Annotated in this window: 23 protein-coding genes and 1 pseudogene; 8 read left to right on the top strand and 16 right to left on the bottom strand. The window is 32.7% G+C overall.

The features are described from left to right. A pseudogene (locus tag Q4Q35_RS01820) lies at nt 1-635 on the top strand (hypothetical protein); the annotation flags it as partial. Further along, nucleotides 632-2032, top strand: coding sequence for a TlpA disulfide reductase family protein (locus Q4Q35_RS01825; RefSeq protein ID WP_303276211.1), 1401 nt, complete (start codon nt 632-634; stop codon nt 2030-2032). The pseudogene Q4Q35_RS01820 and the gene Q4Q35_RS01825, both read left to right, overlap by 4 nt. A gap of 152 nt (nt 2033-2184) precedes the next feature. Here Q4Q35_RS01825 and Q4Q35_RS01830 read toward each other — a convergent pair whose 3' ends face one another. From Q4Q35_RS01830 to msrB, 7 genes are read right to left on the bottom strand one after another with little or no spacing between them, the layout of a single operon-like run. Continuing rightward, entirely contained in the window at nt 2185-5889 is a 3705-nt protein-coding gene (locus Q4Q35_RS01830; protein ID WP_303276212.1) for a metallophosphoesterase, read from the bottom strand. Between the two features lie 33 nt (nt 5890-5922). Then, the gene (locus Q4Q35_RS01835) at nt 5923-7146 is read right to left on the bottom strand and encodes a bifunctional alpha/beta hydrolase/OsmC family protein (protein ID WP_303276213.1); all 1224 of its coding nucleotides are present in this window, start codon (nt 7144-7146) and stop codon (nt 5923-5925) included. A 10-nt stretch (nt 7147-7156) separates the two neighbouring features. Beyond that, the gene (locus tag Q4Q35_RS01840; protein WP_303276214.1) at nt 7157-7684 is read right to left on the bottom strand and encodes a peptide-methionine (S)-S-oxide reductase; all 528 of its coding nucleotides are present in this window, start codon (nt 7682-7684) and stop codon (nt 7157-7159) included. Then, the gene (locus Q4Q35_RS01845) at nt 7674-7928 is read right to left on the bottom strand and encodes a glutaredoxin family protein (protein WP_303276216.1); all 255 of its coding nucleotides are present in this window, start codon (nt 7926-7928) and stop codon (nt 7674-7676) included. The genes Q4Q35_RS01840 and Q4Q35_RS01845 overlap by 11 nt, the downstream gene beginning before the upstream one ends. Further along, a complete protein-coding gene (locus tag Q4Q35_RS01850) occupies nt 7929-8420 on the bottom strand; it encodes a peroxiredoxin family protein (protein WP_303276217.1) in 492 nt (163 codons plus the stop codon). Between the two features lie 24 nt (nt 8421-8444). Then, nucleotides 8445-8984: a peptide-methionine (S)-S-oxide reductase MsrA gene (msrA, locus tag Q4Q35_RS01855; RefSeq protein WP_303276218.1), complete on the bottom strand. Its 540-nt coding sequence runs from the start codon at nt 8982-8984 to the stop codon at nt 8445-8447. Beyond that, nucleotides 8974-9435: a peptide-methionine (R)-S-oxide reductase MsrB gene (msrB, locus tag Q4Q35_RS01860; protein WP_303276219.1), complete on the bottom strand. Its 462-nt coding sequence runs from the start codon at nt 9433-9435 to the stop codon at nt 8974-8976. Before msrB ends, msrA begins: the two co-directional genes overlap by 11 nt. 185 nt (nt 9436-9620) lie before the next feature. On the opposite strand from msrB, the gene Q4Q35_RS01865 reads away from it, so the two are divergent. Further along, the gene (locus tag Q4Q35_RS01865; RefSeq protein ID WP_303276220.1) at nt 9621-10832 is read left to right on the top strand and encodes a Pycsar system effector family protein; all 1212 of its coding nucleotides are present in this window, start codon (nt 9621-9623) and stop codon (nt 10830-10832) included. 203 nt (nt 10833-11035) lie between these two features. Here the strand turns inward: Q4Q35_RS01865 and Q4Q35_RS01870 are convergent, their stop codons facing one another. Further along, nucleotides 11036-13408 carry a GAF domain-containing protein gene (locus tag Q4Q35_RS01870; protein ID WP_303276221.1) on the bottom strand — a complete coding sequence of 791 codons (2373 nt, stop codon included), beginning with the start codon at nt 13406-13408 and terminating at the stop codon, nt 11036-11038. A gap of 369 nt (nt 13409-13777) precedes the next feature. On the opposite strand from Q4Q35_RS01870, the gene Q4Q35_RS01875 reads away from it, so the two are divergent. Further along, on the top strand, nt 13778-14200 hold the full coding sequence (locus tag Q4Q35_RS01875) for a hypothetical protein (protein ID WP_303276222.1): 423 nt from the start codon (nt 13778-13780) through the stop codon (nt 14198-14200). Nucleotides 14201-14294: 94 nt separating this feature from the next. Here the strand turns inward: Q4Q35_RS01875 and fsa are convergent, their stop codons facing one another. Next, entirely contained in the window at nt 14295-14951 is a 657-nt protein-coding gene (gene fsa / locus Q4Q35_RS01880) for a fructose-6-phosphate aldolase (RefSeq protein ID WP_303276223.1), read from the bottom strand. A 12-nt stretch (nt 14952-14963) separates the two neighbouring features. Beyond that, nucleotides 14964-17000, bottom strand: coding sequence for a transketolase family protein (locus tag Q4Q35_RS01885; RefSeq protein WP_303276224.1), 2037 nt, complete (start codon nt 16998-17000; stop codon nt 14964-14966). Nucleotides 17001-17564: 564 nt separating this feature from the next. Here Q4Q35_RS01885 and Q4Q35_RS01890 point away from each other — a divergent pair. Both Q4Q35_RS01890 and Q4Q35_RS01895 read left to right on the top strand, forming a co-directional pair. Further along, on the top strand, nt 17565-18290 hold the full coding sequence (locus Q4Q35_RS01890; RefSeq protein ID WP_303276225.1) for a 3-keto-disaccharide hydrolase: 726 nt from the start codon (nt 17565-17567) through the stop codon (nt 18288-18290). Beyond that, a complete protein-coding gene (locus Q4Q35_RS01895) occupies nt 18290-19024 on the top strand; it encodes a ThuA domain-containing protein (RefSeq protein ID WP_303276226.1) in 735 nt (244 codons plus the stop codon). The genes Q4Q35_RS01890 and Q4Q35_RS01895 overlap by 1 nt, the downstream gene beginning before the upstream one ends. A 16-nt stretch (nt 19025-19040) precedes the next feature. Here Q4Q35_RS01895 and Q4Q35_RS01900 read toward each other — a convergent pair whose 3' ends face one another. From Q4Q35_RS01900 to Q4Q35_RS01920, 5 genes are all read right to left on the bottom strand, one after another. Next, complete coding sequence (locus tag Q4Q35_RS01900; RefSeq protein ID WP_303276227.1) at nt 19041-20384, bottom strand: DUF1302 family protein; 1344 nt, start codon at nt 20382-20384, stop codon at nt 19041-19043. An 8-nt stretch (nt 20385-20392) separates the two neighbouring features. Further along, nucleotides 20393-21196 (bottom strand): outer membrane lipoprotein-sorting protein, encoded by an 804-nt coding sequence (locus Q4Q35_RS01905; RefSeq protein ID WP_303276228.1) that lies wholly within the window; start codon nt 21194-21196, stop codon nt 20393-20395. A gap of 23 nt (nt 21197-21219) precedes the next feature. Further along, nucleotides 21220-23592: an efflux RND transporter permease subunit gene (locus Q4Q35_RS01910; RefSeq protein WP_303276229.1), complete on the bottom strand. Its 2373-nt coding sequence runs from the start codon at nt 23590-23592 to the stop codon at nt 21220-21222. 90 nt (nt 23593-23682) lie between these two features. After that, complete coding sequence (locus Q4Q35_RS01915; RefSeq protein ID WP_303276230.1) at nt 23683-24177, bottom strand: hypothetical protein; 495 nt, start codon at nt 24175-24177, stop codon at nt 23683-23685. Nucleotides 24178-24210: 33 nt separating this feature from the next. Beyond that, entirely contained in the window at nt 24211-24648 is a 438-nt protein-coding gene (locus tag Q4Q35_RS01920) for a hypothetical protein (protein WP_303276231.1), read from the bottom strand. 179 nt (nt 24649-24827) lie between these two features. Between Q4Q35_RS01920 and Q4Q35_RS01925 the strand changes: the two genes are divergently transcribed. Then, nucleotides 24828-25253, top strand: a complete 426-nt coding sequence (locus tag Q4Q35_RS01925) for a winged helix-turn-helix transcriptional regulator (protein WP_303276232.1) — start codon at nt 24828-24830, stop codon at nt 25251-25253. Nucleotides 25254-25273: 20 nt separating this feature from the next. On the opposite strand, the gene Q4Q35_RS01930 is transcribed toward Q4Q35_RS01925, so the two are convergent. Further along, on the bottom strand, nt 25274-25618 hold the full coding sequence (locus Q4Q35_RS01930) for a nuclear transport factor 2 family protein (RefSeq protein WP_303276233.1): 345 nt from the start codon (nt 25616-25618) through the stop codon (nt 25274-25276). A gap of 80 nt (nt 25619-25698) precedes the next feature. Here Q4Q35_RS01930 and Q4Q35_RS01935 point away from each other — a divergent pair, with 80 nt between their 5' ends. Continuing rightward, nucleotides 25699-26148 carry a winged helix-turn-helix transcriptional regulator gene (locus tag Q4Q35_RS01935; RefSeq protein WP_303276234.1) on the top strand — a complete coding sequence of 150 codons (450 nt, stop codon included), beginning with the start codon at nt 25699-25701 and terminating at the stop codon, nt 26146-26148. Nucleotides 26149-26168: the final 20 nt, after the last annotated feature.

A 26168-nucleotide genomic window follows, 5' to 3' on the forward strand; every position in this document is an offset into this window, starting at 1 on the left:
CTCAAAAGGTACGGGCATATAAAGTAAGCTCAAAATTTGTAAAAAGTGTAGGTGCGGAGGTGCGGAGTTTGGGTTTTCCGGCAAGCGAAATAGAGAAAGAGAATTTAAAGCTACAAGCTATTTCAGAAGCTATACAAGCTACAAGCTATACTGAAAAAACTTATGGTATTGTTTTTTCATTGAAAGAAGACATTAAACAAAATTACAACTTTCATCATGGCAAAAATACACTGCCGGAGCTCATGCTAAAGAACAGAAAAACGAATAGTATGGGGAGTGCAGCAAATAATCCTAACATATCGTCCCGCCTTTTGCGAGATACAAGCGTAAGCAGTTTCAGAACGATGCATTGTTTTGAAATGTGTAGAAGATATGTTTTATTGCCCGTGGCAGGCAACCGCAACAACAGCAATGGTTCGCTCAACAATGTGGGTTCTAACGGCAACTATTGGTCAAGTACGGTTAGTGGTACAAACGCCAGAAACCTGAACTTCAACAGCAGCAATGCCAACATGAACAGCAACAACCGGGCGAACGGCTTTAGTGTACGTTGCCTTAAGGATTGTAATACTATGCATGGTTCAACCACAGCCCTTGTTTCTTTTAATGCCAATTTTAAAATTAATGTATTATGAAAAAACTCAAAGCCATAATTGTTTTATTATTCATTTGTGCTTTTACTTATGCCCAAAACAGCATTACAGGCACATTTACAGGACTTGCCAATCAACACATTAAACTTGTAGGATTTAACGGTTTTGATACTTACGCAATTGACAGTACACAAGCTGATGAAAAAGGCAGATTTAATTTAAAATTCAGTAAAAATGATTATGGCATGGGCTATCTTTTGTTGCAGGACAATAAAAGTTTTGTTATTATACTTTCGGAAAATGAAAACCTGCAATTAGTAGCCGAAAAATTTGCTACACATGAAACCATTGTAATTATAAGCGGTAAACAAAATAAACTTTTTGAGCAATATGCCACGGAGCATCCACGCCGTGAACAAACTTTGAGTGCATGGGACTACCTTACAAAAGTTTACAGGAAAGATTCGCTTTTTGCTGTTCATAAAATTCCCAAACAGGCAATAGAAACCGAAAAACAACGCATTATAGCCGAAGACAGTTTATTCTTGGCGAGTTTACCCAAAAATTCTTATGTAAGTTATTATTTGCCGCTTCGCAAATTGGGGAGTTCGGTCTCTACCATAGCCCAATACCGCACCGAAGAAATTCCTTCTACTATTCAAGCATTCAGAGAAATAGATTACACCGATAAACGCCTTTATAATAGCGGCTTGCTGAAAGAAGTTATTGAAAGTCATTTTTGGTTAATAGAAAACAGCGGTCGCTCTTTGGATTCTGTTTACATAGAAATGAATAAATCCATAGACATTTTGGTTGCAAACCTTTTACCGGACGAATATAAATTGAATGAGATAACAGAATACTTATTCAAATCTCTTGAAAAACGCAGTTTATTCAGAGCATCAGAATATTTGGCATTGAAATTACTCAACGAGCAGGGCTGCACCATTAACAACGATTTTGCGGTACAATTAGAAAGCTATCGTGCCATGAAAAAAGGAAATACAGCACCAGATATTAAATTTAAGAACGATATTATTGCACCCAGCTATAAAGCTACCGAAATACCCAAAATGCTTTCCGATATAAAAAGCAATTATACAGTAGTTGTATTTGGTGCAAGTTGGTGTCCACAATGCCCGCAAGAGTTGTCGCAAATGGCCAAACAATATGCTAAATGGAAAGAACAAGGCGTTGAAGTTGTATTTGTGTCATTAGACGAAGACAAGAACATATTTAAAAGTTTTGCAGAATTGTTTCCATTTATTAGCATCTGCGATTACCAAAAATGGGAAAGCCCTATTGTACAAAGTTATCATGTATTTGCCACCCCAACCATTTATTTGCTTAATAATAAACGAGAAATTTTACTGCGACCTAATTCAGTAAGTCAATTAGACTCGTGGGTAGATTGGTATTTGGTGCAAGGCAATAAGTAACTAGAAATGAAAAATAGCATGACAATAACCAACGAAACGCTAACACGCAATATAGCAAAAAGCGGTGAAGTGCTTAATTGGGGCGGTTTTCGCCCGTTTCAACTTCAACTCGGTTTGATAGTGAATTACTCGCAATCCGCTTCGTGGCAGGATTAAAACCCAAACCCTAGTTTAAAAGCTAAACGCAAACCATCATCACTATTAAATGCAGATACATTTAGCGTAACCATATCTGCTACATTGGCAAAAATGCCTCCGCCAATAGAGGTATTCCAATCATTTGAATGATCGTTTGGGTTTAATAAGAAATCGTCATCTACCCAAATACGCCCATAATCTACGCCTCCATAAAACCCAATATTTAAAGGCAGTAACCCGGTTCTTACTTTACGTAAATTTAATCGTATATCCGTACTTTGTACAAAAGCACTCTTACCTGTAAACCGTTCATTTCTATAACCTCTTAATCCGTTATTAGCACCTAAATTAGCACCTTGGTAGAACTCAAAATCATCTCCAAAATTAATATGCCCTTTTAGTTTTGTCGCTAGTACGAGTTGTCCACTGGGCACTAACTTATAATCGAAACCTAATTCTGGAATAATGTATGCAAACCCTCTTGACTCATTCGCGTTGTTTTTATATCCTGTTTGGAGCGCTACCATCATTCCTAAAGTTGGAAATGCTTTATTATCGGAATTCTCATAATGATATTTAGCATCAATACCATAAAAATCATTACTAACCTCTGTATTATCACCAATAAATTGGTCGTTAATAAACCTCCCTTCGGTTTCTTCAACTTCATAAGATTCATACGATAATCCAATTTTAAAACTAGCTCCTAAACGCCCTCGCCAAATTAATGATGGTGCAAATTTTAGTGTTTTTAACTTTACTCTATTATAATTTAAGCCTACATCTAAACCATCGGCCTCGTCTGCTTCAGGGTTAGGTGTATTATTACCAAATCCGAAGAAATTAACAGCATAATTGGGGCTTGTAAATTGGGCTTCTAAAGCTAAATTCATCATTCCAATAACTTTCGCAAATTCACCTTTATATCCTAAATCAAATCCTTGTGTTGCAAAATAATAGGCTCCGGAAACGATGTGTTTAGATGTAAAAGGGTTACGCTGAAAGCCATAATTAGTAAACGTATTAGAAAACCCTATTTTGAATCCATCGTCCGGATTAGACCCAATGGTAGGTATAAATTGATTCCCACTATTTTTTAGTTTTTTATGATCGTATACATTTGTTTCGTAATTATCCGTAAGTCTTTTTTGTCCATTATTAGTAACAAATGTGTTCTTTTTAGATTTGTGATCATAAATTTTAACTCTCTTACCATTTTTAATTGTATAGGTATCATTATTTTGCCCTCCTATTAATCGTATTTTTATAAGTTGATCGCCTGTTCCAGAAACTTCAAACTTATCATCATCATCTAAACCATAAATCCAGATTTCCTTAGTATTTATACAGGAATAGGTTCTTTCATGAAATACATCTGCCTTTTTTCCATTTTTAATTCTATAGGCGGTTACTTTAGTTTCTCCTTTAGGCATCCGCTCAATTTGAAACCAATCATCTTTATCTGTTCCTTTAATAACTCCAAATTTACTAATGTAGTCATAATACTTATCGGAAATCGCTTGTAAATTATGACGTCTTCCTATCAGTTTACGCTTTATGTCTTTTATGGCTTCTTTATTAACTTCTGGAGGGAAATTTAAAAAGGCTTCATCTATAACAGCATCTGTTAAATTTTCTATAATATGCTTTACTTGGGTATCCCAAACACTTTTACTTGACTGATTAATTAAAGTCATATCTAAAGGATAAGGCTCTAAATTGAACCATTTTGGACTTTTTAAATCTTCTTTATAACTCTGTAATAAGCGCATCGAAGGGATTATAGTCGTTGCAAAACCAAGTAATGTTCCATCTGCCATGATAGAAAATGCCTGATCGCGATCTCTTGGTATCGGACGGTAAATCTTTTTGCCTTTTTCTTTAAATTCTGCCCAACGCCATTGGTCTTCGTGCCTATCCCAATCACCAATTACCATATCAAACAGACGTGCTCTTATGTAAGCTGCTTCATCTAAAACATGATCTTCGTCTTCTTTTAATTCTTTTAACAGATCGTCTGTACTTATTACTTTATTTGAAAAACCAAAACTAGCCTTATCTCCATGACCGGAATCTGCCCGTTCTTCAATCATATATAGTTCATTTCCGAATTCATTATTAAATTGACCCAACGCAGATTGTTTCGGGACATAATAAAGTACCGGATTTGTATGATAAACACCAACAGCATCAGATAGTGTTCCTATTGTAAAAGGGGCATAAGGGTGTGAACCTGTAAAAACATCCAGTATTAAGTTTTCTGTAAAAGAGTCATCAAATTGACCTTCTATATACTGATCTTTGAATCCCACCGCTTGAATATATTGAATAGCATTTTTACGAAGTGCTCTCATAACATATTCCTTACCTTCACGGTCTCTTAATCTTAACGATTTTGATTGGTGCCCTCCTCCTTTTCTAACAGGGGTTAATCCACCTAAAAGTGTGTCTAGCCTTACTGTAGGCGCCTTAACTTTTGTACTAAATGCATCACGGTAACGTTCGCCCCATAGCATTTTATAAAACCCGCTTTTAGTGGTCTCTTCATCAGAATAAATGGAGGCTATAACTTCTTTGTCTGTAGTTTCTTTATAATTGTTAATTGTTTCAGTGTCTTCTGCTTCTAAAACCTGTGTTTGAAATACAATCGCATTGTCTTTTACCGAATAAAACCGAACATAAGATGAACCACCTTTAAATACATCTAGCCTTGCATATCCTTCTGATCCATAAGAAAACTGACCTTTTCCTGCATTACGTGTAGCGGTTTCTTTAGAACCGGATCCACTTACTATTTGAGGTAAATTGTCCTTGACGATGTATTGTAAGTTATGATCATGTCCGGACACAAAAATGACTTTGTCATTTTCCTGAGATAAGGTAACAATGCGTTTTTTAAATTCATTATATGCCTTATTTTGTATATCTACAATCGTTACACCTCCTGTTTTACGTATTACATTTTTTAGCGTTCCTAAAACCGGAATGGGTTTCATATGGCTCCCAAAAGAAAACTGTCCCCCATGAGGTCCATTAGTAAACATGGGATGATGCATAGCAACAATGGTTGTTTTTCCTCTTGCTTTTTTTATTTCTCCTTCAAATTCGTCAAAAAACTTAGTTCGTGTCTTTATTTCGCAATCATCGTTTATCGTTGGGTGTTTATTCCAGTTAGTTAAATACCATTCTGAATCAACAACAATCATAACAATATCGTCTGATATATTTACTTTTTCAATAGGGCAACCATTTTCGGGCAGAAACGTGTTTTTTCCTAATATATCTTCAATGTACTTTTCTTGTCTTTTAAGGCCTTTAAGCCCGTTGCTATACCAATCATGATTTCCTGGAACAAAAACTGCTTTTCCTTTAAAATCTTTTACTGCTTCTGTTTGAATATTTAATTGATGCTCTGCAAAAGTTCGTCCTTCATCTCCTTTTTTGGGCAACCCTTTTGGATATATATTATCTCCTAAAAAAAGAGCTGTACTATGTTTTGAAGCTTTATTTAATGTTTCCTTAAATGATTGCAAGGCTTTTGAAGATGTTCCCAAAGATGAATTACCGGCATCACCAATTAAATAAAAAGAATGTACGATCTCTTTATCTGGAAAAGAACTGTCTGTATTTGGATTTTTATATTGTGGTTTATATGTAGCGCAAGCGCTTAATATAAGCATGACAATTAAAGCTAAAATGGTTTTATATTGAGTATACATATGAGGGTTTTGTGATGTATTAAAGGTAATAATTTAATTTTCTATAATGGTTGTATCAAAAACGACTTCGCTTGCAATCGTCTTATGTACTGGACATTTTGATGCAATTTCTTTTAAGCGTTCTTTTTGTTTTTCATCCAAATTACCAACAAATTTCAACTTTTTACTTATATGATCCAAGTAAGTTGGTGTTTCTATTTCTAAGCCCAAGTCGTCACTATGTTTTCTGGAATGCGTTACATAAACAAACACCTCTTGTAAGTCCCATTGTTTACGTTGCGCATACATTTTTAAGGTCATTGCTGTACAAGCAACTAAACCTGCATTGAGGTACTCATAAGGTGAAGGCCCAAAATCATCACCTCCAATAGAAGTAGGTTCATCTGCAATCATTGTATGATTTTTAGTTTGAATGGACGTTGTAAAATTGTCTTCAATTAAATTTAAATGTCCAACTAATTGCTCGCCTTTAGTTTCCAACATTTTATTTTCTTTAAACTCAAAATATCGCTGTACCCATGTTCCAATCATATTTCCAGCATATTTACTATCATTTGGATTTAACAATAAATGGTCGGCATTATCAAGTGTTACAAAACTTTTAGGGTGATGTGCATGATGGTATAATTGCTCTGCATTTTTAATCCCTACAACGGTGTCTGAAGGTGCATGCAAAATTAATAACGGTTTGCGTAATGTCTTTACAATGGAAGGCAAATCGGTTTTATCAAAATCCTCAACAAAGTCCTTATTAATTTTAAAAGGACGTCCTCCAATATTAACTTCTACTTCTCCTTTCTCTTTAACTTCTTCAATACTATGAGAAAACAAATGTGTTACATGACTCACTGTGGCTGGTGCTCCAATAGTTGCAACCGCTTTAACATGTTCTAATTGAGAAGCTGCCGACAATACAGCGGCACCGCCTAACGAATGGCCAACCAATAATGAAGGTGCTTGGTAATTAGAACTCATATAATTACTTACAGCAATTAAATCATCAACATTGCCAGAAAAATGACTTTCTGCAAACTCTCCTTCGCTTCTACCTAAACCTGTAAAATCGAATCTTACTACTCCAAAACCATAATTCGTTAAGGCTCGACTAATATTTTTTACCGCACTTAATGAACTTGTACATGTAAAACAGTGTGCAAAAATGGCAAAGTAATTTGGTTTTTGATTTGCTGGCAATTCTAAATATGCCTGAAGTTTTAAGCCTTTACTATTCTGAATATTTAATTTTGATCTTCTCATTTTTAAATCTTTATGCTATAGTCGTATCTATACATGACACTTTACTTTTATTAACTTGATAAGAAAATTTTTGTAACAAATACTTTAATTTAGGATCAATAAATGTTTTACAAAAGGGTTTATTTGGATTTTTTTGATAATAATTTTGAATAGCTTCTCTTGATGCTTTAAAGGATTGAAAAGGATAGACTTTAGTAATTAACTTATGGCCAAAGTCTTTCTGAAAATATTTAATAATGTATTCCGACACTCTTTTTTGTTCTTCTGAAAACACATAAACAGCAGACCTATATTTGCTTCGCATAGAATGATTACTTGTACTTTTATGTGTATGTAAATGAATTTCGATAAGTGTTTTTAATGCAATATTTTCTGTATTGAAATGTACTATGACAGCTTCTGAAAAACTACTATTTTCTTCAACTGAAGCGACGTAACCTTGCTCAACTTTTATAACACCTTTTAACGATTGAAATACAGCTTCTGTACACCAATGACAACCGCCTCCTAAAGCTATTTTAGCTCGTTTACTGTCCATATAAATTTGCAATATATTTGTCCAGTTCTTTATCAGACGGATTTCTTAATTTCTTATCTCCTATTGTTATTGTTGGGAAATTGAGTTTTCTATTTTCGTATAAACTTCTTAATTCATCAGCAAAAGCACCATTAGTTTCGACATCAAGAAACATGTAATCTAAATTGCGTGTTTCCAAAAACGCCTTATAATATTGGGTTTTGTGACATCTTTCTGCACCATAAAGTTTAATGGTTCTTTTCATTTAACCAATTGTTTTTAAAAAATTGATCGCTGCATCTGGATTCAAATGAAAATCTGAGAATACGACATTATCATGCTTATCAATAAAAAGAAACCAAGGAGTTCCTCCTGTTTGATAATTAGTCATCATATTAGATCGTGATTTGCCATCATCCCCAGCATCATGCCCAAACGGTATTTTTAAGTCATACTTTTTTTGTGTTTCCACCATCTTTTGGTACGTATTAGCCTCATAACCTTCGAAAACTGTTTGTATAGCCAAAAATGTGATATTTGAATGCGCTTTTAAAGCTTCTACCATTTTTTTAAGATCTGGCAACCCCTTACTATGGCAACCAGGACACCAGCTTTGAAAACAGTATACTATTTTAAATTTACCTTTATAATCTGAAAGTTTTATTGCTTTTGTTTTATTTCCATTAGCGTCAATCCAATCATTGACGTGAAATTCTGGCGCATTAAACACTTGTTTTTGCTCTGGATGATTTGACATTTGAATGCTCCTTTCCTTTTTTAATTATTTCAATTTATCTGCATGAAGCTTACGCAGTTTTGCCAATTTAGGCGTAATTACAAAACTGCAATAGCCTTGTTGCTCATTATTTCTATAGTAGTTTTGATGATCGTCTTCTGCTTCATAAAACACATCTAAAGGGCTAATTTCTGTAACCACAGCATTTTCATAATACACCCCAACTTCTTTTAAAACAATCTCTGCAATGTCTTTTTGTTTATCATCGTGATAATAAATCACCGATCGGTATTGCGTACCTTTATCGGCTCCTTGCCGGTTCAAAGTTGTAGGATCATGGGTAGTCATAAAAATGACTAAAATATCTTCATAAGAAATTATATCGGCATTAAAAGTAACTTGCACGACCTCAGCATGTCCTGTTAAACCAGAACAAACTTCTCTATATGTGGGTTTTCCTGGAACATTTCCACCAGAATATCCAGAAACGACTTGCTCTACTCCTTTTATTTCTTGAAAAATGGCTTCGGTACACCAAAAACAACCACCTCCAAAAGTGGCTAATTGTAAATTTTTATTTCCCATTAACTTCCTTTTTTTCTAACTGCATTGATTCTGAATTTATACAATAACGCAATCCGCTTGGCTCTGGACCATCAGGAAATACATGCCCTAAATGTGCGTCGCATGTATTGCACATCACCTCTACGCGTACCATTCCAAATGCCATATCTCTTTCATATTTAATAGCATTTTGTTTAATGGGCTGTGTAAAACTAGGCCACCCTGTACCTGAGTTAAATTTTATAGTAGAATCGAACAGTGCCGTATCGCAACATATACAGTTATATTTACCCGCGTCATGCGTACTGCAAAGGGCTCCACTATGTGGGTGTTCGGTTCCTTTTTGCCGTGTAATTCTAAATTGTTCTGGGGTTAATTGAGCCTGCCATTCGTCATCTGTTTTTTCAACACGTCTGTCTGGTACAGGGTTTCCTTTTACAGAAAAATTGATTACTTCTTTCCAAGTTAACATAGTAATATTTCCTTTCTTTTTAAATATAAGAACTTATCTTAAAACTAGTCTAAATTAAGCTTTATTCCTTACAGTTTAGCTAACTAAGCAACCTATGAAAGTAATTCTAAAATATACGACAAATGAAAGCGTTAACTTGACATTAATTAAAGTTTAGTATTTTTACTAAAAATCATTTCTTTTCTATGGAAAATCTCATTATTGAAGCAGAAAAATATGTTATTCAATACTTAAATGAAAATCTTGATAACAAATTTGTCTATCATAATTTATCGCATACTCAAGATGTGGTTAAGAAAGCCAATGAACTAGCTAAACTTATTGACTTAAATGAAACAGACAAATCACACTTAATACTAAGCGCTTGGTTTCATGATACTGGTTACACTAAAGACATAGAAAACCATGAAGCAGAAAGTGTGAAAATTGCAAGTAATTTTTTAAAGGAGCATAACGTACCTGAAAATGATATAAAAAACGTATCTGATCTAATTTTAGCTACCAAAATGGACTATGAGCCAAAAAATTATCTTGAAAAAATAATTAAAGATGCTGATTGTGCTCATATTGGAAGTAAAAATTTCGACAGTGTTACCGAACTGCTTAGAAAAGAATGGGAAATTACATGCGATAAAACGTTAAGTGAAGAAGAGTGGTTAAGTATGAATATTGATTTTTTATCTAAAAACCATAGATTTTATACGAATGAAGCTTCTGCTAAATGGGATAAAACAAAGAGTAAAAACCTCTCACAATTATTAAAAACACATAATAAATTACATAAAGAAAGCACCAAACTTAAATATAAAAAGGAAGAATTAAGCTTAAAGAAAAATAAAGTAGAATTACCAGAACGTGGTATTGAGACGATGTTTAGGGTCACTCTTAAAAACCACATCACTTTAAGCAATATTGCAGACACTAAAGCTAATATTTTATTATCGGTTAATGCTATAATAGTATCCTTAGTCCTTTCTAATTTAGTTTCAAAACTAGATAATGCATCAAATCACTATTTAATTGTTCCTACAATTATTTTTGTATTATTTACGGTGATATCTATTGTATTATCAATATTAGCGACACGCCCAAATGTTACTAGCGGTAAGTTTACAAAAGAAGATGTTGCGAATAAAAAAGTAAACCTCTTATTTTTTGGTAATTTTCATAAAATGAGCCTTAACGATTTTGAATGGGCTATGGGTGAAATGATGCAGGATAAAGAATATCTTTATTCTTCTATGAAAAAAGATTTGTATTTTCTGGGGTTGGTTTTAGACAAAAAATATAAAATACTCCGACTTACTTATAGCGTCTTTATGTTAGGTATTATAGTGAGTGTTATTGCTTTTGCTATTGCATTTCAGTTTTTTTCCGGAGTCACTACTCTTGTATAATAAAATTTTGAAAAACCATTGATTGAAAATAAAGTTTTCGAAAATCTAAACTATTCAAAAAAGCATTTATAGCTAGATGAGTAGGAGATTGCAGATTTATTGAATATTTCTCTAAATCCAGAAAATAACAAAATGAAAAACGCTAAGTTTTCTAGGGAGCATATTGCAAGACTACTTGATAATTGTAAATTTAAAATCGAAAACTAAGCTTTAATTTCTTTCATTAAATCATCGTAAGTATAAAAAGCTTTGTCTTCCTCACTTTTATGATATAGTACACTTACTCTAATCGCTTTTAAGCCTGTAACTGCCTGTAAATCCTGAAGCTCTACTATTTCAATATCGGTATCTAAATAGTGTTTAGATTGTAAAAATTTAATATATCTTAAATATTCTTTTTCGTCTTGTTTTTGAGAATATACAATACTTATTTTTCCTTTTTGGGTAACACGCTCTGTTGTTCCTTTTATATAAGCTTTATCTACACGCTTTTTAACAATCTCATATCTGGCATTATAAGTCCCATCTACATCAAATTGTTTTTCATCCATTCTAAAACTTATAGATAAGGGTTGATTAAATACTAAAATCATTGAAGCTACATTTAAAGCCACCGGAAATTTAGATTGCATTTGATAATACGCGTTTTCCATTTCGCACATCACTTGCAACTGCCAGAGTCTTAAATTATAAAGATAAATAGGATTAAAACTATTTTCTTTAGTAATAGATTCTCCAACATACATGTTATGCTCTACACCATCGGTTTTAAAGCGTTCAAAATAATGTGGATACATGGCCTGTGCTTCTTCCTGTTTTTTATCTAATAGCGACGCCATTTCTTTATTAATGGTAGCTATGGTATCATCATATGCTTTTCTATGGTTATATAATACATTGATTTTATCATCTATACTATCAAAATAAGAACTAACATCTTTTTTAAATGCATCAATTGTATTAAGGTGTTTTAAAACGGGTTCTATATCTTGTTTTAAAAAGTCAGAAATTTGTTGTTCACTATCTACTTGAAAATACTTCTCTAAACCATTTAAATAATCATCAATTTGATAAATAAACTGTTCGTAAATTGGTAAAGCCTGACTCTCTAAGGTCTTTTTAAAAATATTTTTAACAGCCTTAAGTTGCAAACTTAAATCTTGTCTTGTTGCTTTATTTCTAGCTTCAGATGAGCCTTTAATATCTATTTGTCCATAAAGCGGATAAATATTTTCAAAAGCAATCTTTTTAAAAGTTGCTTCTTCTCCATTCATCTCTGCTTTAATAAAATTTTTCGCTTCTTTTGCAAATCGCCAATGTACACTTGGGTGTATTGATGTACATTCTTTTTGAATAATAGCTTCTATTAAATTTTCTTCTTCGCTCTTAGAGCGCTCTACAGCCGATACTATATATGGCATAATATCTACCAACTTGTTGGCATTAATACTATTAAGCACTTGTGGTTTAAGCGATACTATTTCTAGAATCCCCATAAGTCCATTATCATTAGCAATAGGCGCTAAAATAGCACTCTTTATACCTTGTTTATGTAGCGCTTTAATATGTGGTGAACATCCTTTTGAAATCTCTAATGCTTTATCGACATCCGATACCGAGAAGTATTTCTTTTCTTTTAGTAGCCTATCGTAAGACCATCCACATAATGCATCTGTGCAACTTTCACTTTCAACATTTCCGATAAGAAAACTATTCATTCCAACACCATAAACACGTTCGAACGTTTGTTCTTCATCATTGTAGATTGAAAATCCTACCTTAATATCTTTTATACCCAGAAGTGATCTGAAAATTTCATAAAACCCTTCCATGAAACCTTCATCTTTTCGTTTATCATCTCCTATTAGGCTAGATTTTATATTTGATATAGATTGATCATCAGTAACATCAAAAATGTTGGATATTACGAACCCCTTAAAATCATAACTGTTAGGCGGGAATTTCTCTTTCCAAAGATCAATATTTTCAAAATTGTCTAACAATTCATCGTAATCTTCCTGAGTAATTTTTTTAGCGGTCTTAGTTGGAACTATTTCACAAAAATCGGCATTATATAATATTTTATAATAATGAAGTATGCCATTAACATCCGGTATTTCGTAATAAAATGGTCGTTTAAAATTTAAATTATAACCATAACAAAAATTTAAAATAATAGTACATGCTATAATGTACGTATCATCTTCCGGCATATTTTTCATTTGAAGCTCAAAATCGTTACCGGCATTTTTAATAATACTCTTAAATCGTTCTGAAGAATTAAAAATTAAATTATGGAAAGGAACTGATGCTGTTTTAATCTCATTTTTTGTTAAAAGCGGACTAAACGAATCTTGAAGTATTGTTCGTATTTCTTTTTTCCTTTTTTCTATTATTGAAACATCACTAAAACCGGCTCGTAATTCTGGGAAATCGGACGCCGTTTTTAATATACGGTTTGCCTTAGCTGCAATAAATTCGTCGTCACTTTTAGCTAAAGTTTCGTATTGCTGTAACAGCATATTAAAACTCACTTTTAAATTTAAAGGAGACTCTATATTATCGTTAATGTTCATTTTTTGATGATTCTTGAAAAACAAAGTTACAAATTATTGATTTAGTCGCTATTAACTAGACTACTTAACAGTAAAATTGTTACAAAAAATTTACCATAAATTTAATTATTTTTTTTAATAAAATAACTCGATAAATTGGCTTAAATCTAAAAGTTAAAGCTCATGTCATTTCTTTCTATTCAAATTCGTTAGAATGACCCTTTTTCAAACATTCATAAACAGGTACTAACAACAATTTAAACGAAAGCCTTTGAACAACGTTTAGGGGTTTTCTTAAGTTAAGATATTTTTATTTTTTTAACTAAAAAATTATTGATTTAATAATTTTATATATATTTAAATACATATTAACCAATTAAAACTAGTATTATGTTTTCAAAAACAAATTTAATTTCAACGATTATCACAGGGCTTTGGGGGTTTCTTGGTGGTTGGCTACTTTGGGGAATTATAGGTGACCCTATGCTTGCAGACCATACTGTTACTAATGGTCTTATGAAAGAATCACCAAATATGGCTATTCTGGCGATTGGCTGCTTAATTGTAGGATTTGCATTTTCAACTATGTATTCAAAATGGGCTCGAGGTACACATGGTACTTCTCACGGGATTCAATTTGGTATATGGGTTGGTATTTTAATAGGTCTTGGAGGTGGGCTTATTGATCACTCAACATCAAACATTTTAGATTTATTCGGAACTATTATAAACGCCATTATTTATATTGTTCATTTTGGGATAATAGGTATTCTTGCAAGTTTAGTTTACGGAAAGTCTACTGCAAAAGGATAATTATAGATATACTTCAAATACAAAGCTGTCTAAAAAGTATTAATAATTTACTTTTTAGACAGCTTTTTTTATATTATATAACTTATTAAGGAACTTACTGATTTCCTTTTTTATAGTCTTCTAAAAATTTAGCTAAACCAATATCTGTTAAAGGGTGCTTTAGTAATCCTTTAATTGATGATAAAGGTCCAGTCATCACATCAGACCCTAACTTAGCACAGTCTATTACATGCATTGTATGACGTACTGAAGCTGCTAAAATTTGTGTTTCGAAACCATAGTTATCGTAAATCTGTCTTATTTCTGCAATTAAGTTTAAACCATCTGTAGAAATATCGTCTAATCTACCAATAAATGGAGACACATAAGTAGCTCCTGCTTTTGCTGCTAGTAATGCTTGTCCTGCAGAAAAAACTAAAGTAACATTTGTTCTTATACCTTTATCTGAAAAGTATTTACACGCTTTAATACCATCGGCAATTAATGGTAACTTTACTACTATTTGCGAGTGTAAAGCTGCTAACTTTTCTCCTTCGGCAACCATCCCTTCAAAATCAGTTGAAATAACTTCGGCACTTACATCTCCATCAACTATTTCACAAATTTTTTGGTAATGTGCTAAAATATTGGCTTCACCTGTAATGCCTTCTTTAGCCATTAATGATGGGTTAGTTGTAACACCATCTAAAACACCTAAAGCTTGTGCTTCTGCAATATCATCAAGGTTTGCTGTATCTATAAAAAATTTCATAATATATAGTTATTATACTGTTTTTAAATATTCCAATACTTGTTTACTTACTTTTTCTCCAGTGAACCCAAATTTATCATCTAGTACATTTGCTGGTGCTGAATAACCAAAATGCTCTAATCCAAAAACATGACCGTTTTCACCAACTAACCCTTCTAGGTTTACTGGTAATCCTGCTGTTAAACCAAATAACGGTTTATTTTTAGGAATCACACTATTTTGATAATCCTTAGATTGTAACCTGAATACACCTTCTGAAATAATTGAAGCTATGTTTACTTTTAATCCTTCTTGAGATTCTAAAATTTCGGCAGCAGCAACTAGCGTAGAAACTTCTGATCCGTTAGCAATTAAAACCACATCTGGATTTGCTACTTCTTTTACTAAATAGCCTCCTTTTTCTGCACCTAAGGCTTCACTATATCTGGAATCTCCTTGTGCAGCTAAATCTTTAATACCTTGTCTGGATAAAATTAATCCGGAAGGGGTATTTTTATTTTCTAAAGCCATTTTCCAAGCGACTGCAGTTTCGGTAGAATCTGCAGGACGTAATGCTAAGAAACTTGGTTTACCGCTATGGTTTTTAAGTTTTTCTAATAAACGTATTTGAGCTTCTTGCTCAACAGGTTGATGTGTTGGTCCATCTTCTCCTACTCTAAAGGCATCATGTGTCCATACATATTTTACACCTAATTCTTGAATCCCACTTAAACGAATGGCAGGCTTCATATAATCTGAAAATACAAAGAATGTTGCCACTACTGGAATAACACCTCCATGCAAAGCAATACCATTAGCAATACAAGCCATTGTTAATTCTGCAACACCTGCTTGTAAAAACGATCCGCTAAAATCTCCTTTTTGTAATGCTGATGATTTTTTTAAGAATCCATCTGTTTTATCACTATTAGATAAATCTGCAGAAGACACAATCATATTCTCAACATTTTCGGCTAAATAACCCAATACGTTTGAAGATGCTGCTCTGGTAGCTATACCTGGTTTGTGTTCGATAGATTCAAAATTTAATTCTGGTAATTCTCCAGACAAGAAGAAATCTAATTTTTCGCCTAAAGCTTCATTTGCTTGTTTCCAAGCCGCTATTTCAGCTTTTTTCTCTGCTGCTTTTGCTGTTTTATCTGCTATTAGGTTTTTGTAAAATTCGCTAACATCTCCATAAATATCAAATGGATTTTCAAGATCTGCTCCTAAGTTTAGTAACGTTTTTGCATAATCTGCTCCTGTGTTACCTATAGGTTGTCCGTGTAATTCACAATATCCTTCAAACATACTTCCGTCTGCTGCAACACAACCTTTACCCATAATAGTTTTTCCTATTATTAAAGTTGGTTTTTCAGTTTCGTTATTGGCATCGGTTAATGCTTGTCGAATTTCGTCATGGTTATGGCCGTCAATAGTAACGACATTCCATCCCCATGCTTTATATTTCATGGCAGTATCTTCGCTCGTTACCTCATCTGTTGATGTTGATAATTGTATATCGTTAGAGTCGAAAAACATAATAAAATTACTCAAGCCTAAATGCCCAGCAATTCTACCTGCTCCTTGCGAGATTTCTTCTTGAATACCTCCGTCTGAAATAAAACCATATACTTTATGATTCATCCAATCTCCAAATCTTGCTTGCAAAAACTTTGCAGCAATTGCAGCTCCTACTCCCATAGTGTGACCTTGCCCTAATGGACCAGATGTATTTTCTATACCTCTAGCTGGATCTACTTCTGGATGCCCAGGCGTTATAGAACCCCATTGTCTAAAATTTGCTACATCCTCTTTTGCATAGTTTCCTAAAAGATAATATTGTGCATACATTAAGGTAGATAAATGACCTGCATCCATAAAAAAACGATCTCTAAAAGGCCAAGTCATATCTGACGGGTCGTAATTAAAGAATTCTGAGTATAAGATGTGCATGAAATCTGCACCACCCATTGGTCCTCCCGGATGCCCTGAATTCGCCTTTTCTACCATTGCTACTGCCAATGCTCTTATATTATCTGCAGCTTGCTGATCAATTTTTTTATTCATCTTTAAATATTTAATTACCTCTTACTAATTTTTAGTGTTTTTGCACATAAATCTTTCTGGAATAAATCAAGTCTAATAGCGAGAATTTTACCCTAAAAAAATGCTTTCCAATTAAGTTGAAAATATTTTTTGCAAATATATAATCTTTAACTTGTTAGGAGTTATTAAAATTTAAATATTTTAATAACTCCTGTTAAACATTTACGTATTCACAAATGGCTTTGCTAATTATATGTATGAAAGCAACTTAATTAAGTTAACAATTAGATAATATTCTATATTGTGATGTTTTATCCTACTAAAAATTATAGTATCCTGCCTTATCTTTTTACAATTAACTTTTGCTTTTGGGATGTAACCTTCCAGTCTACATTTTTTCTAAAACGAAATGCGATAGATACATTTATCTCAAATAAATTGTAATACAATAATCAAATCGATCAAAAACAAAACACATTTTTTTATAACTTCGGGATTTGGTTACGTATCTTTAACGGTACACTAAATATTAGGCACTTGTTAAAACCCTAAATTATATTGAATAAATAGTAATGAATAGAAATTATGATTCACATTAAAACTTTTAAATCTTGTGCCATTGTCTTGACACTTTTTTTTAGCACGGCTCTTTTCTCTCAAAACCATTTTGTTTCAATTTTTGATGGTAAAACATTAGAGGGTTGGAAAGTCTATGGCTTACCATCTGATCTGGAAAAAAACTACTGGAGCGTCGAAAATGGCTCTATTACCTGTAATACAATGGGTGACAAAGATCATGCTGCTGTATGGTTATTTTATGAAGAAGAGCTAACCGATTTTGAATTAAAAATAAAATTCCAAGCCTATCGTAATAGTCCTGGAAATAGCGGATTACAAGTAAGAAGCAGGTATTACGAAGGTGGTGATATTGACGGTCCTCAATTTGACATACACCCTCCGGCTCCTTTTAGAACAGGATTGCTTTATGATGAATCTGACGGATATAACAGGTGGATATACCCAAGTATGCCAAGTCCTGCACTCAAACCCGAACAAGCCAATAATAAATCAACATTTTATTATTCAGATGATAATCCTTCATGGAACGAACTTCATATTATTTGCAAAGGCACACACATAAAATCGATACTTAACGGCACAGTCGTTACAGATTTTGATGGAAAAGGCATATTAGATGATGACATTCATATAAAACAACATGTTGGAATGTCTGGAAAAATAGCACTCCAAGTGCATGGAAAAAATGAATTATTAATTCGATTTAAAGATATTCAACTAAAAAAACTATAATGAAAAGCTTTAAAAAAAGTTTAATCCTTTTCGGCATACTATTTACAATAGTTATGTCACTGAAAGCCCAGAATCGCTATTATGACTATAGAGACAGGAACCCAGAAGGGAAAACTCATATTTTATATGTGGCAGGTGGAAGCTGGCATGACCACTTAGGGGTTGCAGCCGTTTTACGTAGATTTTTAGAAGTTAGACATGATTACCACATAACGTATTCTGAAGACTTTAATGTATTTACAAGATCACTAGACAGCTATGATGTTATTATAATGAATGGTATGCCCGCAAGCATGACTAATGATCAATTTACTGGTTTTTCTAAAGCCGTCGAAGAAGGAAAACCTATTTTGGGTTTACATTCAGCGACTGCTGCATTAAAAAAAGACGAAAAACACAAAGTCTTATATAACGCCTTAATTGGTGCCGATTTTTCGAAACACCCTCCTATACATACATTTCCTGTTAAAATCATAAAACCCAGTCATCCAATAGTAGAAAATATCGGGGACTTTACAATTTATGACGAAATGTATTTTTATCATGGACAAGTTGAAGGTAATACGGTATTAATTGAAGCTGAGCATGAAGGTGTAAAAACGCCTATTGCCTGGACTAGAACTTATGGAAAGGGTAAAGTGTTTTATACCTCATTGGGGCATAGTGTAGGTGCAGCAACCAATAAGTACTTTCAACAATTAGTGCTTAACGCCTTAATCTGGTTGACTGAATAATACGTATTTATGTTTTTTAAATTCCTAGTTGTAATCCTAAACTAATTCTATTTAGAGATTTAAACTGTCCAAAAGGCCCACTTTTATCGCCATAAAATAAATCGGCACCCAAAAAAGCTGTTAGATTATTTAAAACCAAATAATCTAACTTGGGTCTTACAAATCCATCTCCTCTATTTAGGTTCTGAACACAAATTATGGAAGCTGTCAAGGTTTCATTTGCAAACCGTCTATCAATTAAAAATGACATGTTGGTTTCTGAACTTTCTCTCCCGACAGTATTTTGGTTATCGTATATATAATCTTCAAAAAGTTGAATGCTCAATGTAGAATTACTAATTCCTGAGTAGTCAACACCAAGAACACCAATTATCTGGTCGCTTTTAAAGATGCCTTCTGAAACATTACTATTACTTGATGAAAAATATTTACCCTTAGAATAGCCTAATTCGCCACGTAGCGTATAACTACCAAATGCATTACTAAATGTGCCACCAAATAAATGATATCGTTTAAATATGGGACTTATCGTTATGTTATTGTTTACATTATCTGTAATTGTTTTAACAACAGGAAAATTATCATATTGATATAAATAATTTATAGTAACATCCCAGCCTTTTAAAAAAGCTGATAAACGTATCCCATAATCGGCATCTTTTATTATTTTTTTAGGTTTTTTTAATCGGTTATTTATAACTGAGACTCCTTGTGGTGCATTAGAAAATAATGCTACTGGAAAAAATGTACCATTTTGAGCTGGAAAATCGTGATAGGTTAAATCTGGTATCCAAATTAATTGTGCTTTTATTTTTGATAACTTTAAATCGGCTTTTAAGGACCATAACGGAATCCGAGAATTGTCAAAATCATCTAATAAAAATTCTCTAAAATTTGTGGGGTTTACGATATCCAAAATTTTTAATCCGTCCGATTTTCCCCAAACAATTTGTTGTTTTCCAACGGTTAAATAATGTTTTCTTATTTTCCAATCGAAATAAAACTCACGTAATTCTGCTTCTAATCGGTCACCAATTATTGCTCTTTTTGAAAACTCAGATACCGCATCTTGTGCAGGTTTGTTGGGTTCAAGATTATCAAGTATCTCTGCATATAAACGACCTATTACTTTTAATCTAAAATTTTTTGTTAAAGGCATATCCAATTCTGGCCGTATAAAAAACTCTGCTTTTTGAATATCGGATGGCTTAAATTCAATAGATGTTCTGGCATCTATTAACATAGTAAATTGAGTATTCGAAATATATGACTTTTTAGGAACTACTGAATCGTTTTGAGCATTTACAATAAGGCCGAGCATTAAAAAAAACAGAACGGTAGTTAAATATGAAACCTTCATATATTTGATTAATTAACACCTCTTACTAAAGATTCTTCAGAAAACAGTTCATCGTCTATAGCTGTATTATAATCACTATTACCGAAAATCATATTTGTTTTATGGTTGTTTTTATGGTTTGTTGCTTCCAACGCTTGAAATGTCCAAATCCCTTGTACTTTTTTAATGTCCTTTACATACGTTGTTTTTAAGTCGTTTCCTGCTATGTCCCAATATTTGGTTTGTCTTACCATCCAAACCCCTCTATCTACCCATTGATGTACTTTACTATATCCAAGTTCTCTTGCAATTTTATTTGTTTTAGGTATCGCTTCAACCAAAATACAAGGATGCCCATCAATGGTTTCTTCCTTGATCGTTTTATAATTATAATCTGAAGCGCTCATTTTAGTACCAAGCTTTATATCCTCATAAGTGAAATCTGTTCCTAAGAAATAATCGCCACGATTGGCTGCAGATATTCTTCTTGTTTTTCTAAGAGCAGGCAAATACAACCATTGGTCATCATCTTTAGTTTCATCATTATAATCATAAGACATGAATGCTGTGTTTCTTACGTTTGATGGGGTTGTAAATATCAAAATGGATTTTCTTTGGTTGTCATAATCTTTACGATAACTCTTAATATCTCTTATCTGTGTTTTACCTTTTTTGTTAATCAAGGTCATTTTAAGATCCTGTATTTGATGTTCGCCTTCATTACGCTCGTTTACATTTCTCAAAATATCTTCTCCACTAGGAAGCGATTGCCCGATGGCAATACTCGCAATAAATAATGCGATAAAAAGGGTTATATATTGTACTTTTTTCATGTTTATTATTTTAAAATCTGTTATTATAGAAGGGCTCCTTCTTTTAAAAATTTAGGTCTGAATACTTTTATTAACGCTGGTATAATGGAAAGACTGGCTAAAAAACTAGTCGCAACACAGGTTGTTATTAATGCTCCAAAAGTTACAAATGGCGGTAAACTACTGGTCATGTTAATTCCGAAACCTAAACACACAGCAAACACGTTAAATAGAAGGGCTCTTCCTGTAGAAGGATACATGTCTAAAACAGCATTATCGATAGATAAATGTCTATGATTGACGGCATATTTAATATGCTGAATAATGTGAATAGCAAAATCGACAGAAACTCCTATGGCTATGGCTCCAAAGATAGAAGTAGCTGTGTTTAAAGTTATTCCTGCAAAGCCCATTACGGCATAGAATATTAAGATGGCCATAAACACTGGAGTAACTGCATATAACCCGGCAACAATAGACTTAAAGCTAATCGAGGTTAATAACCAGACGGCTATTAGTGCAATGAATAACCCCAGATAATTACTAAATGCTATGCCATCTAACCAGTAGTAAAATATATTCATCCAACCAGCTATTTTTACTTTTACATCACTCGTTTTAAATTTTGATGCAATGTGAGCTTTAAGTGGTTCTATTATTTGTTTAACGCTGCTATATTTACCATCTTTTAGTGTCACACTAATATTGGCATGTTGATAATCGTAGTCTATAAATTTTTCAAGATCTGCAGGATCGCCACTTGCGCTATACAAAAGAAACAGCTGTGGAATAATATCATTATTTTCAGGAATTTTATATGCTCCTTGTTTGTTTTCGTTAAGAGACTTATTCATTTGTTTGATAATATCGACAATAGACGTTGTACTACCTACAAAGGGTAGGCTCTCAATATACTCTTGTAAAGCTTCAATCTTTTTAAGCTTTTTAGCATCAAACAATCCTTCTGTTTCATTGGCAGAAACCATGACATCAAATGTATTGGCGCCATTCATTTTAGTATTTATCAATTTATCTGCTTTATAGATATCGGTCTTTTCACTAAAATTATCGATACTGGCTTCATCTACATAAACTTTGGTAGCTCCAAAAACACCAATTAACAATATAGCTAGAGTAGTATATAAAATTTTCTTAGGGTTAGAGGTTATAATTGTCCCCATTTTAAAGACTAACTTTCCAAAGAAATCAGTTTTAACTTCCTTGCTATCCTTACTTTTTTGATAAGCTTTACTCAATTTTGGTTTTAACAAAATCAAGATTGCGGGTACTAATAAAAGGGATAATAACATCGCCATCAATACACCTATAGATGAAAAGATACCCACCATTTTTAATGGTGGAATGGTGGTCGTTATGCTTAAAGCCATAAATCCAGCAACATTAGTTAAACTAGTAAAAGTAACCGGACGCCACATATCTTTCATGGTCATTAATACAATCTCTCGAGATGTTTTCTCGGGATGTTCTGCTAAAAATTCATAGTAAGCACCAAGTATATGAATGGCATCTGCAACACTTATGGCTATTAATATTACAGGAATAACATTTGAGGTTAGGTACATTGGTACTCCGAGTCCAGCCATAATACCCATTGTAGAAACTACAGCTCCTAGAATTACAAAAACCGTAAGATATAACCCTCTAAATGTTCTGTAAGCAATTACCAATACTATTAGAATTACTAAAAATGCTAGTGGTGTCATTTTTTTAGCATCGCCATCAATATATTCTGCCTGGTGCGATACCACCCCGCCTTCTCCTGCAACATGTACATTAGCTGTAGATACTGTGACCTCTTTGGCTAACAATGTTTCTGCTAGCTTTTTAATATCCTTATATGCTTGTTTACCATATTTGATTTTATCTAAAAGTTCGACCACTATTAACGAAGTTGTACCATCTTCACTGGCTAAATTACCTGCATAAAGTGGATACCCCAATACACCATTACGAATAGTATTTGCTTCTGCATTCGTTTTTATTATTTCTTCGATAAAAGGATCTACGACCATTCCTTCTTCTGTTCCGTAAATATTATTCTCGGTAGATAAACTTGTAATTTTATCGGGGTCTACTCCCTCAATTAATTGTACTTCATCACTAAGTTTTTTAATATAGTTTAACATTTCAGGAGTATATACCCCCTCTTTACTTTCATTTACAACAGCAATGACAATAGGATCTGATAGACCAAATAGTTCTCGAACTTCTTCTCTATTTTTTAGCGAATGATGACTAGGTGGAATAAAAGCTTCAATAGTAGTATCTATCTCCATTTTAGGCAATTGGCTACCTAAACCAACAATAATTAGTAGGGACAGTAAAATAATAAACCATGGGTATTTTAAAGCCTTGTTAAAAAAAGTTTCAGATTTACTCATTTTTTTTGTTTCCATTTTTTTGATGATTCGTTAATTTTTTATTCGCTAATGTGTTTTAGACAATTCCAGTGCGCATTTCGGACGAAAAATTGGCGTTTTTTTGTTTTAATTGTATTTCATTGCTTCATAGCTCAAGGCTTTTCTTATAAAAGCTAGCTGACCAATTACATAAGATTCTCTGTCTATTAAGAAAAGAATATAGCGTAATAGCGTCTGGTTAAACATTGGAGGCGTCTTAAAATCTGGCTCCTTAAAAAGTGCTGCATCAGATAGAGATTCTAATTTTTCTTTTAAAACAGGAGAAATGGTGTTCCAATTTTTTAGTAATTTTTCCAAGTTAGGATATGCCATGCCTTCTTGATAACTTTTATGGTTTTCATAAAATTCGGCATATGTATTCTCAACAGTAACACCTAAGTTTTTAGCTAAATCATACCGGGTTGAAGCTAAATTACCTGCCAACCATAGCATGTGATTGGTTTTTTCATTTATTCTAACTTTCGCATCTTCATCTTTTATGCCTTCAATGGCATTTTTAAACAACATATTATGAAGCTCGTACTGTTCTATTAATCTATCTATTGGTTTATGATTTTTCATATTCATTATTTTATAAGAGGCATTAATCATTTATTAAAAAGATGCTACTTTGCCAGTCTCAACAAAACTTTTTAAGCTTATCATAATAAACTTATCCCAAGTGGGTGCACATATATCATAGCAATTCATGTTAGGTGTAAGCCCAACTTGCAAAAAATTAACCTTTGTGGTATTCTTAAACGTTTCAATATTCCAATACAAAATATCTCCAATCCATTCTGCGTTAAACTCTGGCTTACCTCCAATACATTCCCAAGTGATTTTTGAATTAGGAACATACTCTATGATTCTAAAAGTCCAACTGGCCTCTCCAAAACTTATAGTAAAAATGTCTCCTATTTTAGATACAGGTTTATCAACTTCTCCCCACCATAAATTTATTTCTTTAGACAAAGCAGAAAACACATCTACAGCACTTGCACTAGTTATGATTTCTTTAGTATAATTTTTTTCTTCTTTTTGATTATTCATTTTTATTTGATTTCATATAAAGTTTATAGGTTCTATCTATACAATTTCATAGTTTAACTACATACTCTTTATCATTAAACAATGTTTTATTAGTATCTTTGACCAGTTGTAAAAAACAACTACACAAATATATAAAACCAATTTTAAAATACAACTAGTTTTAAAACAAAACTATAAAAATGAAAGAATCTAAATCTCAATGTCCTTTAAATCAAGCCTTAGAAGTCTTTGGAGATAAATGGACTTTATTAATTATTAGAGATATTATGTTTGCTGGCAAGCGTTATTTCAATGAAATGCGTGAATCGGATGAGAAAATTGCAAGTAACATCTTAACAGACCGATTAAATAAATTGGAAGAATTAGATATTATTATTAAAAGTAAAGATCCATATCACAAACAAAAAAACGTGTACACTCTTACTAAAATGGGTATTGATTTAATGCCTGTTATGATTGAAATTGCCCATTGGAGTGTTAAACATAGACAAGTAAACGATAAAGATAAAATGCATGTCAAAGAACTAGTTGACGGAGGAAAACCTTTGCAAGAAAAAATGAGTTCTATACTTTTAAAAGAATTCAAAAAGATCTCTAAAAAGTAGTTTTTTATTCTTATAAATTGTTAACTCTGAGGAAACAATGCAGTATCAAAATAAAATGACTGCGCTACAATTTTTCCTTCTTTAATTTTAAAAACCTCACAAGTGGGTATAGATACTTGGGCGCCTAAAACTTTTAATGTTGCCAAGTGAGTTACTGCGTCTTCGGCTACTATCATATCTTGAGTTTCTACAGCAAATTCCATATCAAAAGCCATTAACTTTTCAAAATATGCATCGGGATTGTTTGTTGAAAACATAGGCCCGTTGTACTCATGTGTATCTGCCATATAACTTTTTGCTAAATTAAAATCTCCTGTATTTATCGCTTTAAAAAAGCCTTCTACAACTTCTATTGAGTTTCTCATAATTCTTTTAGTTATATTTGTTACTTGTAAAAAGCAAGTGATGCAAATATAAGCATTCACTTGCAAAAAACAAGTGTTTTATGAAAAAAAATGAAAAAAGGTCTGAATGTCCCATAAGTAGGGCGTTGGATATTCTAGGGGATAAATGGACATTGCTAATAATAAGAGATATTGTGTTTAGAGGATTTCGTTTTTATAATGAATTTCTAGAGGGAGGTGAAGGTATAGCAACTAATATTTTATCGGACAGATTAAAAATATTAGAGTCTAACGGTTTTTTAGTGAGCAAAAAATATGAACTTCAAAAAACCAGAAAAATATATACTCTTACCGAAAACGGGATTGGACTCATTCCTATTTTATTAGAAATGCTCGTTTGGGGTTTTAATTTTGATGACTCTCTAATTATTCCAAATCAAAAAGCCGATATGATGAATGAAATAATTAAAAGAGTTAAAACAGACAGGGATGGGTTTCTTAAAGAAATTATTGCTTCTGTAAGAAGCTTCGATGCTAAAAATTACTGCTAAACATAATAGCAATTAAAACT

The organism is Flavivirga aquimarina (assembly GCF_030540835.1).
GTDB lineage: Bacteria > Bacteroidota > Bacteroidia > Flavobacteriales > Flavobacteriaceae > Flavivirga > Flavivirga aquimarina.